The sequence below is a fragment of the Chlorogloeopsis fritschii PCC 6912 genome (genome assembly GCF_000317285.1).
Taxonomy (GTDB): Bacteria; Cyanobacteriota; Cyanobacteriia; order Cyanobacteriales; family Nostocaceae; genus Chlorogloeopsis; species Chlorogloeopsis fritschii.
Genome location: NZ_AJLN01000084.1, coordinates 186,366 through 197,183, shown reverse-complemented (window position 1 = coordinate 197,183; position 10,818 = coordinate 186,366). Strand labels below are relative to the sequence as shown.

The 10,818-nt window shown below is 42.7% G+C and carries 8 protein-coding genes; 2 read left to right on the top strand and 6 right to left on the bottom strand.

Annotated elements, in window-relative coordinates; genetic code table 11:
- Positions 1–250: 250 nt before the first annotated feature.
- The 4 genes from UYC_RS0116380 to UYC_RS0116360 all read right to left on the bottom strand — a co-directional run bounded on the left by UYC_RS0116380 (position 251) and on the right by UYC_RS0116360 (position 6,166).
- Positions 251–721, bottom strand: a complete 471-nt coding sequence (locus UYC_RS0116380; protein WP_016872521.1) for a hypothetical protein — start codon at positions 719–721, stop codon at positions 251–253.
- 271 nt (positions 722–992) lie between these two features.
- A complete protein-coding gene (locus tag UYC_RS0116375; protein WP_016872522.1) occupies positions 993–4,895 on the bottom strand; it encodes an ATP-binding protein in 3,903 nt (1,300 codons plus the stop codon).
- A 358-nt stretch (positions 4,896–5,253) separates the two neighbouring features.
- The gene (locus tag UYC_RS0116365) at positions 5,254–5,643 is read right to left on the bottom strand and encodes a RidA family protein (protein ID WP_016872524.1); all 390 of its coding nucleotides are present in this window, start codon (positions 5,641–5,643) and stop codon (positions 5,254–5,256) included.
- Positions 5,644–5,740: 97 nt separating this feature from the next.
- Complete coding sequence (locus UYC_RS0116360) at positions 5,741–6,166, bottom strand: NUDIX domain-containing protein (RefSeq protein ID WP_016872525.1); 426 nt, start codon at positions 6,164–6,166, stop codon at positions 5,741–5,743.
- 106 nt (positions 6,167–6,272) lie between these two features.
- Here UYC_RS0116360 and malQ point away from each other — a divergent pair, with 106 nt between their 5' ends.
- Complete coding sequence (gene malQ, locus UYC_RS0116355) at positions 6,273–7,784, top strand: 4-alpha-glucanotransferase (RefSeq protein WP_016872526.1); 1,512 nt, start codon at positions 6,273–6,275, stop codon at positions 7,782–7,784.
- A gap of 246 nt (positions 7,785–8,030) precedes the next feature.
- Here malQ and UYC_RS0116350 read toward each other — a convergent pair whose 3' ends face one another.
- Both UYC_RS0116350 and UYC_RS0116345 read right to left on the bottom strand, forming a co-directional pair.
- Positions 8,031–8,834 (bottom strand): helix-turn-helix domain-containing protein, encoded by an 804-nt coding sequence (locus UYC_RS0116350; RefSeq protein WP_016872527.1) that lies wholly within the window; start codon positions 8,832–8,834, stop codon positions 8,031–8,033.
- Positions 8,835–8,859: 25 nt separating this feature from the next.
- Entirely contained in the window at positions 8,860–9,624 is a 765-nt protein-coding gene (locus tag UYC_RS0116345) for a pseudouridine synthase (RefSeq protein WP_016872528.1), read from the bottom strand.
- Between the two features lie 353 nt (positions 9,625–9,977).
- Between UYC_RS0116345 and UYC_RS0116340 the strand changes: the two genes are divergently transcribed.
- Positions 9,978–10,694, top strand: coding sequence for an LmeA family phospholipid-binding protein (locus UYC_RS0116340; protein ID WP_016872529.1), 717 nt, complete (start codon positions 9,978–9,980; stop codon positions 10,692–10,694).
- Positions 10,695–10,818 lie beyond the last annotated feature (124 nt).

Genomic DNA, 10,818 nt, shown 5'->3' with positions numbered 1-10,818 from the left:
TTCTTACTTGAAACGAGAAAATTCTTACTTGAAACGAGAAAATTCTTACTTGAAACGAGAAAATTCTTACTTGAAACAGGAAAGTTTTCTCTTGAAACAGGAAAGTTCTCGCTTGAAACGAGAAACCTCTCACTTGAAACTACAAAATTTAAGCTTTGAACTTGAAATGCCAAGTTCTACACTTAAACATTTAAGCTCAAAGCTCTAATTTTTAACTTTTCAGGTCGAAGCCCCAAGATAGCTTCTACATTTAAGAAGGTTGCGACTGCGCCTTGCGAGAAGATTTTCGGGCAAATCGCCGCCCCATATCATCTAAAGCTGCATCCAATCCTGCACCTTTACCGCTAGCTTTGGCGTAGTTATACACCATTAACCCCGCTGCATACGCTTCACTACCAACTGCGACAAAGGTATCATCTACCAATTCTTGCAGTTGCGTGAGAGATAGCAAAATCGGATACAGTACTTCAAATAGTTCCACATCTCGACGCATTTCATCCAAATCAAACGAGCGAGGTAGAAAGTCTGGGTTTTGGGCTGCTACTTCTAATGCCTTACTCACAAACGCTCGACTCTTATCGCCTAATTTTGGTAAAGCTTTACGCTCCTCTGTTGTTAAATCTACCAAAAACGGTAACTTTTCTTTGATTGTAGCGATCGCCTGCATCACCATTTCCCTGTCTGCTTTGGAAATATTGGCACTGATACTTTTTGTTGTCATATAAATTACCCTCTTTTAATACTTAATTTCAGTGTTCCCAAAATTAGAGAAGCGATCGCTAAATAGGGGCTAGGGGCTAGGGACTAGGGGCTAGAGAATATTTAAAGTAGAGCCAGAGGCTCTAGTTCTTGTTACCAGGTTCAACCTGGTAACAAGGGTAACGAGGGTTTGTGGGCTGCTGCTTGGTGGCGTTTGTATTGTAGAGACGCGTACACCGCAGGGGTTCCCGTAGGGTAATTTCGCGTCTCTACATCTAGTCTCAAGCACTCCATCAATTAAAAGCAGATTGCAACAGTTGGCGCATAAATTTAGCCTGGAGATGTTCGGGGAAGATAGTCAAAAAGTTATCCAAGTCATGGATGGCTTCGCGGATCTGCTCTAACGAGGCACCTTTGGATATGGCATATCGATATAAGTTTTCTACGGTTGGATAGTACTGAACTGCCAAATAGTAAAGGGCTAAATTGAATGTATTACGCCAGTCTTGAGGATTATTTTGGTAACGCTCTTTGGCAAGCTTAATTGCTGAAGCTAAGTCAGTTCGTGCTTTACTTGCTTCGTTCAATGTTTGGTAGGTTAAAGCGCGTAAATACATATACCAATCATCTTGGGCATTTAATTGAATCGCGTGATCAAGATCTGCTAAAGCCTCGTGATGGCGTTTGAGCAGCAAATAAGTATAACCCCGCCCAGCTAATGCACCCTCGTAATGTTGTTTTGAGCTAAGTTCTAGGGCGCGTTCAAAGTCGCTGAGGGCTTCGTTATAATTTTCCATCCGACAATAAGTGGCTCCTCTTCCGGTGAGTGCCCAGCCGTTATTGCAATCAATTTCAAGGGCACGATCAAAGTCTTTGAGGGCTGCTGTGTAACGGTTGATCGCTCGGTATGTGTAACCTCTACCAACCCAGGCTTTGCCGTTATTGGAGTTTAGTTCAATGGCACGATCGAAGTCTTTAAGAGCTTCAGTGTAATTATTAATCGCCCAGTAAGCATAACCCCTTGCTGCCAAGGCTTTGTCATTCATTGGATCGAGTTCTAAGGCGTGGTTAAATTCTGTGAGGGCTTGCTCGTAGCGCCCCATCAATTGGTAAGTCTCGCCTCGACAAACCATTGCCCAGGTGTAATTAGGATCGAGGCTGAGGGCATGGTTAAAATCATTGAGGGCTTTAGAATAGTTTCCAATCAATTGATAAGTTTCACCCCGACAGGCAATTAACCAAGTGTCTTGGGGTTTAAATTCGATTGCTCGTTTAAATTCTTTGAGGGCTTGATCGTAATGTCCCATTAATTGGTACGTTTTACCCCGACTGCTAATGGCTTGGGTGCAATTAGGATCGAGTTCGATCGCCCGCTCGAAGTCTTGGAGGGCTTCTTCATACTGTCTCATCAATTGGTAAATTTCACCCCGGCTGGTAATTGCCCAAGTATTGTTGGGGTTGAGGGAGATAGCACGATTAAAATCTTTAAGGGCTTTGTCATAGTTTCCCATTAATTGATAAGTCTCACCCCGTTTGATAATTGCTTCAATGTCATAGGTATCTAAAGCGATCGCCAAATCGAAGTCTTGCACTGCTTTGGCGTAATCTTCGATGCGGCGATAGGTTTGCCCTCGCTGCACGATCGCCCATTTGTTTGTCGGCTCTAGTTGAATGACGCGATCGAAATCTAAAACAGCTTCTACGTGATACTCCATTAATTTGTATGCTGCACCGCGCAAGACAAGGGCTTGAGTTTGTTCTGGCTCTAACTTAAGAACATGGTTTAAGTCTTGTACGGCTTCGTCATAACGCTCCTGCAAGTAATATGCTGTACCCCGCAGTAAGATGACTTTGATATCGTCTGGCTCTAATGCCAGGAAGCGATCAAAATCTTGAATAGCTTGGGAATAACGTTCGAGCAAGTAGTAGCCTATGCCTCGGAGTGCTAGCGCTCCGTTTTGTTGTAAGTCAAGTTCCTGAACACAATCAAAGTCTTGGATCGCTTCTTCGTAGCGTTGCATCAACAAATTGTTATACCCCCGCTGCATTCTGCCCCAGGTGTAATTTGGGTTAATGGCAATGGCACGATCGAAGTCTTGAATTGCTTCTTGATAGTGCTTCATCAAGTGGTAGGTATAACCTCGTTGGGCGATCGCCTGAATATTGAGAGGTTCATAAAAAATTATCTGATCGAAGTTTTTGATTGCCTCCGAGTAACGCTCCAATTCAGCATAAATAGAACCTCGTAATAAATTCGCTAAGTTAACTGTAGGATCGAGAGCAGTAGCTTGTTTAAAGTTTTTGAGGGCTTCTTCGTGACGTTTAGTAAAGTGATAGATTGCACCCCGGAAACTAAAAGCTGAAGCTCGGCACTTTGCATCTAGCTTGCCCTGATCGATGAGGGCACTCAGCATTTCGATGGTGGTTTCATAATCATCTTCTTTTAAGGCTTTCAGCCCTTTGAGTAGTTTTTCACCCCAACGCTGAACTTCTACAGCATCAGCATCTCTGCCAACCTGAATGATTGTTTCTGCCCAAGCCAAAGCAAAATTATATTGGTGCTGAACAGCTGTCAAAAATCCATTCAAAGCTAAAGATAAGTTCTTTTGAGTGGATTGGCATAAGCGGTGATACAAGACATTAAGCTTGTAATTTTGCCAAGTTAGATTACACCATTTTTTCTGTTCGTCTAATTGCAAGTTATTTGCCAGAGTATCGTAGTAGTCTGCCAATTTACCCTGGGAATCTGCCCAAGCTTGTGCTGAAGAAAGACGCTTGTGACGTAACATCAAAGTCTTGGCAGCATCATGAAATACCCAGCCGTGAGGATGCGCTTCCACAAATGGCAATTGTTTGAGCCATGTCAATAATTCATCTGCCTCTTGTTCGCCACGCAACTGCACGAGTACTTCTTGGTGCAAATAGCGAGGCATAGCCGCGCTCATGACTCCTTGCCGTTGTTTTGGCTCTACCCATTTCAAAAAGCGTTCGATCACCAAGCCGTTAGCATCACCAACTTGGCTTGGATCTTGGGGAGCTTCAGCAGCGAGAGTTGCTACCAACAAGGGTAAGCGTTCAGACAAACGGAGAATTACATCAATTGTCTGAGCGTCATGAATGCCTTTGTGATTCAGATAAAGTCTGGCTTCGCTTTCAGTAAAAGGTTCTAAACCAAGACGCTGGATTGAATCTTCGTAGCACGCCCAATAGTTTTGATTTAACTCCTGCCGCCCCGCAATTACCAGTAATATATTCGGTGGTACGTCACCATAACAACCATCGAAAATGTCTCTGAGCCAGCGATCTAAAAATCCCTCTGTGCGATCGTAAGTGTCAAAAAATAGAGCCAAATCGATATTTTCTGCTATTTGCCATAACTCCTCTAAAAATAAAGGTGTTAACACGGCAGCAGGTTCTAGCAACAAGCATCGTTCGTCTTGATTGTGGATTTTTTTAGCAAGATAGGATGCCCATTCTGTCTGTGTTGCTTCGATATCTCGATCCACATATTCTAAAACAACCTGAGTACGAGGAATTTGTAGCTGTAGATAGATGTCTCCTTTTGCGACACTGCCCTTTAAAAAAGCCGAAAAACTTTGGGGAGCTTCGGCATCGGTTGCTAATTCTTGTTGTATATGCTGGTAAACTTGGTAGCGTTCGTTAAATTTGGTTAATTTACAACCTTGTTGTTCTAGCTGTTGTGCCAAATGAGCCATGACTGCCGGAATGTTGGTTTCCGAGTCGTTTGTATAAGCGCTCAGAAATTTTGCATTCTCAGCAATTTGGCGAAACTGCCGCAATAACGAGGTTTTTCCTACACCACCTTGCCCGAAAATATTGAAGATAAAGCGATGTTGATAATCTGCAAACGGTAATTCTAAACTGTGGCGAAATAGAGCAATCTGTTCTTCCCGCCCCACGAAATTTAATTGTTGGCGTTGTTTGAGAATCTGTTGCAGAGTCTGACGCTTTTGGGGTGGCTTGCTGCGAGACGCAAAGTTGGGGTTTTGCATTGCCACCTCTACAGCCTTAGTGACTAGCTCCTGATTTTTCTCCTCAACTTCTGGTAAGTATTTACACTCCGGTTCAGTGATATCAATTAACAGTGGTAATCTTTCTCGAATAGTATTAATAGCCTTTAGCACCACTTCTCTGTCACTTAAGGAAAGGGGTGAATTTACATAATCATCTGTCACTTTTGACACTCCCTCAATACACTCTTTAATAGAGTGTTCCCAAAGAAACAAAAAGGCGATCGCTAAACCGAATATTCTCCGAGGAAATGATGAAGATAAGATGAAGGGGATTGGAAAGAGGATGGGGGGACAAGGGGACAAGGGGACAAGGAGAGATGGGGAAGTTGGGGAAGTTGGGGGAGTAAACGTGAATAACGATTCTCCCCTTTCTCCACGGCAGTTGCTACAAGTCTCTTAACCCGCAAGGGCGCACTGCCTCCCCTGCTGCACCTCTCCCCCTGCTCTCTTCTTCCCTCCCCTGTTGCCCCTGAAGCTCCTCTGCTCCTCTTCCTTGCCCCTAGTCCCTAGCCTCTAGCCCCTAAACTACCGCAATACAATCAATCTCTACTAACACATCCTTAGGTAAACGCGATACCTGTACGCAGGCTCGTGCTGGTGCTGTAGCCTCGTCAAAATACTTAGCATAAATAGCATTCATCGCTGCGAAATCATTCATGTCAGCTAAGAAGACAGTTGTTTTTACTACATCCTCAAACTTCGCCCCAGCCGCAGCTAAGATTGCCTGCAAATTAGCCATTACTTGTTCTGTCTGCTTAGTCACATCTCCTGTGCCGACAATAGCACCCGTCTTCGGATCGAGCGCAATTTGTCCAGCTACAAACACCATTTGACCAGAAGCAACAATAGCTTGATTGTACGGGCCGACTGGTGCAGGTGCTTGTTCAGTATTAATTACTTTTTTATTCATTTCTTCCTTCGTGTCCTTTGTGTCCTACCCTGCGGGTAGACACGAAGTGGCTTCTGAAAGTAGCCGCTGCGCGTCTATGTGGTTAATTTCCATAACCCTACCTTGGACGTATCCCATAATGTCGATATCGCCAATAATCTTGGAGAATGCGATCGTGGTCAAAACATAAATTAGTAGGTATGCACCAAGGCTCAAAAATTCCAATATCCTTGGCGTCATCTCCTGCTTTTGCTTCTCCTTTTGCTGTGGCGATAAAAACAATACTGATCGTGTGCTTGCGGCGATCGCGATTCGGATCGGAATACACGTGTAATTGTTCTATCAACTCCACTTGCAAACCCGTTTCTTCCGTGGCTTCGCGCTGGGCTGCTGCTTCCACAGTTTCGCCATAATCAACAAAACCACCGGGAATTGCCCAACCCAAAGGCGGATTATGTCTCTGAATTAACACTATTGGTCGATGAGGACGGTCAACCAATTCGATGATGATATCAACAGTCGGAACAGGATTTTGATGATTCATAAAACACCATTTTTGCATTAAGTCTGGTCACTCAGTTAGCTGAAAGCAGACGTCTGTTCCGTGGTAAATTCGTTGGGACATCTTCCTCCTACAGTTCAGGTTAATTATGCATCCTTTGAGAGCTAGTGGTATTTTGCTGCATCCCACTTGTTTTCCCAGTCACTATGGAATCGGAGATTTGGGAACCGGGGCTTATCGTTTTATTGATTTTCTCCAAGAAAGCAACCAACAATATTGGCAAGTATTACCTTTAGGGCCGACCGGTTACGGTAATTCTCCTTATATGTCATACTCGGCTATGGCAGGAAACCCTTTGTTAATTAGCCCAGAAAAGCTGCGCGATGAAGGGTTGCTGGAGGAAGAGGATTTTGCAAATTTACCAGCATTTCCTACAGGAAAGGTAGATTACCAGCTAGCTGTAGCAGCTAAAATTCCTCTGTTGAAAAAAGCCTGTGCTAACTTTAAAAGCCATGCTACACCCGAACAGCAACACGCATTCGCCAATTTTTGCCAAACGAAAGCTTATTGGTTAGACGATTATGCTTTGTTTATGGCACTCAAGGATGCGCAAGCAAGCCCTAGTTGGCACACTTGGGAACCAGAAATTGCCAAGCGCCACGATAAAGCTATGGAGGCAGCACGGCTGCTGCTTGCTGGAGCAATTTTTTACCATAAATTTACTCAATACGAGTTTTTCCGCCAATGGTCGGAACTAAAGCAATATGCCAATGAGCGGGGCATCTATATAATTGGTGATATTCCTATTTATGTAGCTCATGATAGTGCGGATGTTTGGGCACATCCTGACATCTTTTGCCTAGATCAACAGACGGGTGAAGTGGAATTAATGGCAGGTGTTCCACCAGATTACTTTAGCGCTACCGGTCAGTTGTGGGGTAACCCGGTTTACAACTGGGAAACTTTGCAAAAGCAAGATTTTAGCTGGTGGATTCAGCGTTTTGAAGCGATGCTGGATTATGTCGATATTATTCGCATCGATCATTTTAGGGGATTTGAATCTTATTGGGCTGTACCAAAAGGCGAAGAAACAGCTATCAATGGAGAGTGGGTGAAAGCGCCTGGAGAACAGTTATTTGAGACAATTAAACAAAAGCTGGGCAAGCTGCCTGTCTTAGCTGAAGATTTAGGTACGATTACCCCAGAGGTAGAAGCGCTGCGAGATAAGTTTGAATTTCCAGGGATGAAAATTTTGCAGTTTGCTTTTGGCTCCGATTCTGCCAACCCCTACTTACCCTTTAACTACCAACGTAATGCAGTGGTTTACACAGGCACTCACGATAACGACACGACTGTAGGTTGGTTCAATCAAGCGTCAGATTGGGAAAAGCAAAATTTATTACTTTATTTAGGTTGCTTCAGCCCGGATGGCATCCACTGGGATTTAATTCGTCTGGCTTTGAGTGCGATCGCTAACCTAGCGATTCTTCCTTTGCAAGATGTTTTAGGTTTGGGAACTGAGGCGCGGATGAATTTTCCTAGCAAAGCGGAGGGCAATTGGGAATGGCGTTATGAAGCACAGGCTTTGACTCAAGAGTCTGCCTGGAAACTGAAAACATTAACCACGTTATACGGGCGTGCCCCGCAGCCGAAGTCATAAGTTTTGAGTTATCAGTGTTGAGTTTATTCACAACTCAACACTTACATCTTGATATAAATTGAAATGGCAAGCAAAAATCATGTTTTAGAAATCGACCACAGATAAACCACGAGATGCACACGGATGATTTATCTGTGTTTATCTGTGTCCATCTGTGGTCGTTATACCTAAAATTGGATTTTACAATCAATCTATATTTGGTGCGACTAAAGGTGAGTTAGGCTAATTTACATTAGAACAATTCAACTATGACCTTGTGTTGGCAGCGATGGTAAATTCTTTTTGTTTGCCTGGCTCTCCTAATTGCTTGGCTTTTTGACGGTTGACACTTACCAACACGCCTCCAGCATTATCAGTTCTCACTGTTAATTGCTCTTGGGCTTGCCAATTGCCACGAAAACCCTGTGGTAGTTCACCTTCGTACTCGACTTTGCCATCAACTCTAACCTGAATCCAGGATTTCTCTGTCAAAATGACACCAATCTGTAACTGTTGTTCTTCGCTGCTTGTGATTTCACTAACAGATTGAAGATTTGGTTGGGCATTTTGAGTAGCTCGTGAATCTAAAACGGCTTCTACATCTGGCTGTTGCTGAGTTTTATTTGCTGTTTGTAGTGCGTTGGGATTCAATAAGCGAGACAAGCCAATCACAGAAGACAAAATCACAAATACATAAATTAAATAAAGATGAATTGGACGTAATTCACCGATTGTCGTAGTCTTCAAAACGGGCTTAGTAATGATTTTGTTGATGGTAACTGGAAAGTGACTGGCAAATTCTGTACCATTAAAACCCAATGCATCGGCATATTGTCGAATCAACCCTTGAATGTAGATTGGCTCTGGAAGTTCTTTTAAATTACCTTCTTCTATTGCTTGCAGTAGCCGCCGAGGAACTTTTGTCAGTACAACCATTTCCTCTAGTGATAAACCATTTTCCTGGCGTGAGGCACTCAGTTGCCTGCCTATGTCTGCTAACTTCTCGGCTTGCTTTTGATCGTCAACTGAAGGTGTAGACTCATGCTTGTGATTCCTTCTCAACCACTTCATTGGCTGTTATGCTCCTTGAATCTAGCTAAATTTTTAATCGAGAATCTACTTGAATTTGTTGTAAAAATTTAATTTCGCTTTCTTTGAGGTGGCGATACTCACCTTCACGCAAACGCCTCTGGTTAGGCGCTTGTAATTGAATTAAACCTATAGCAGTACGATGTAATTTAATAACTGGGTAGCCCAATTGTTGGGCTACACGGCGAATTTGCCGATTCCTTCCCTCCTTTAAAATAATTTCTAAACAGCTAGAATCAGCTAATCTTTCGATCAGTTTTACTTGTGCTGGTCGTGTTTTTCTTCCATCCAACATCACACCTTGACTCCAAATTTGCAGTACGCTTTGGGGGGGATGTCCCTTCACCACAACACGATAGGTTTTGGGAATACTGTGACGCGGATGGGTAAGCCAGAATGTCAATTCTCCGTCATTGGTGAGTATTAATGCTCCGGTAGAATCTGCATCTAGACGCCCAACTGGGTGAATAGCTTGACTAGAACGCAATTCTGGTGGTAGTAAATCCAGAACTGTCTTTCTATTTTGGGGATCGTAGCAAGTGGATACTACACCTGCTGGTTTGTGTAGTAACAAATACACTAACGCTGGACGTTCTGCAGCTGATACTGGCTTGCCATCAACTGTAATTGTGTCTCTTTGGGGATCAATTTTTTGCCCCAAGTGCGCTACGTCTCCATTGACACGCACGCGCGATCGCCTAATCATTTCTTCGGCTTGACGACGCGAGGCAATACCCCATTGAGATAGAATCTTTTGTAACCTAGTCTCCATGTGGAAATTGCTTATTCTGAAATTAAAACTTAAAAAATTACTTGAAGAACTCAGAAACCAGAATACAAAATATTCTGACTCCTAACTCGTGACTACTTTTTTGTAAGTCCTTTATTGATTAAGTCAGTCGGTGGTAATAAATACAACTAAGTCACGAAAAGCAAATATGTTTAAAAACCTAACCAATGAAGGACAAATAACAAATGACGGTGTTAACGAGTTAGCTTTATTTGCACCAATCTACTTAAATCATATATTTGTGGTTGGTTATTGGTAGCCACAAATGATACATTTAAGTTTTGTTTAAACTCTTGTAGATTTGTAAGTAAATGACCCTTACATTGAGTGAGTAGATGCCAGAAAAAAATTTAGAAACCCAAAGTTCCCATAAAAAACTTCGGATTGTCACTAACGTGCTGAAAGCAGCACTCAAAGTATGGTTGAGATCGCAAGTTAGTCAAATCTCTGAGCTAGAAGTTGAGATTAAAGCTAGCGATCGCCAAATTCTCTCTGGTTCTATCCCTCTGGTGTCTATTAGTGCTAGTCACGCTGTTTACAAAGGTCTTCATGTTAGGCAGATTCAATTAATAGCACAAAATATTCGTGTCAATATTGGCTCAGTACTTAAAGGACAGCCACTACGACTGTTAGAAACAGTACCAGTAAGTGGTGAGATTACCTTGGAGGAGGACGATCTTAATGCCTCTGTTGCTTCTACTTTATTGGTATCGGGTTTAAATGAGCTACTGGATAAACTTTTACCAGAACAACGCTCACAATCCAAGTCGATAATTTGGCAAAAAATTATTCTTGGCAATGGTTACTTTATACTTTATTTCTCCCCGGTTCCTGAAAACAACAATACTCCATCAGAAATGTGTGTGCACTTAAAATTACTGAGCAAACATGAGTTACAAGTAACACAATTTTTACCGGATAACAATACGGAAGTTAGAGTAGAAAATGAGAATGAACACTATATCGATTTGGGTTCGGAAGTTGACATCCAAGAATTACAACTGATCCCAGGAAAGGTAGTGTGCCGTGGACGAGTTAATGTTAAACCTTGAAGTAAAAACTTAAAGATTAAAAATATTATTTCTTGATTATTCATAATATTTTTACCGCTACAAGCTTTTTCCTTTCAGGTGTCTGTTGTCTCACCTGAAAATAGGGTGTTCAGATCCCCGACTT

Coding starts and splice junctions, on each gene's coding strand:
- UYC_RS0116380 (WP_016872521.1), bottom strand. CDS start 721: ATGACAACAAAAAGTATCAGTGCCAATATTTCCAAAGCAGACAGGGAA.
- UYC_RS0116365 (WP_016872524.1), bottom strand. CDS start 5,643: ATGAATAAAAAAGTAATTAATACTGAACAAGCACCTGCACCAGTCGGC.
- UYC_RS0116360 (WP_016872525.1), bottom strand. CDS start 6,166: ATGAATCATCAAAATCCTGTTCCGACTGTTGATATCATCATCGAATTG.
- malQ (WP_016872526.1), top strand. CDS start 6,273: ATGCATCCTTTGAGAGCTAGTGGTATTTTGCTGCATCCCACTTGTTTT.
- UYC_RS0116350 (WP_016872527.1), bottom strand. CDS start 8,834: ATGAAGTGGTTGAGAAGGAATCACAAGCATGAGTCTACACCTTCAGTT.
- UYC_RS0116345 (WP_016872528.1), bottom strand. CDS start 9,624: ATGGAGACTAGGTTACAAAAGATTCTATCTCAATGGGGTATTGCCTCG.
- UYC_RS0116340 (WP_016872529.1), top strand. CDS start 9,978: ATGCCAGAAAAAAATTTAGAAACCCAAAGTTCCCATAAAAAACTTCGG.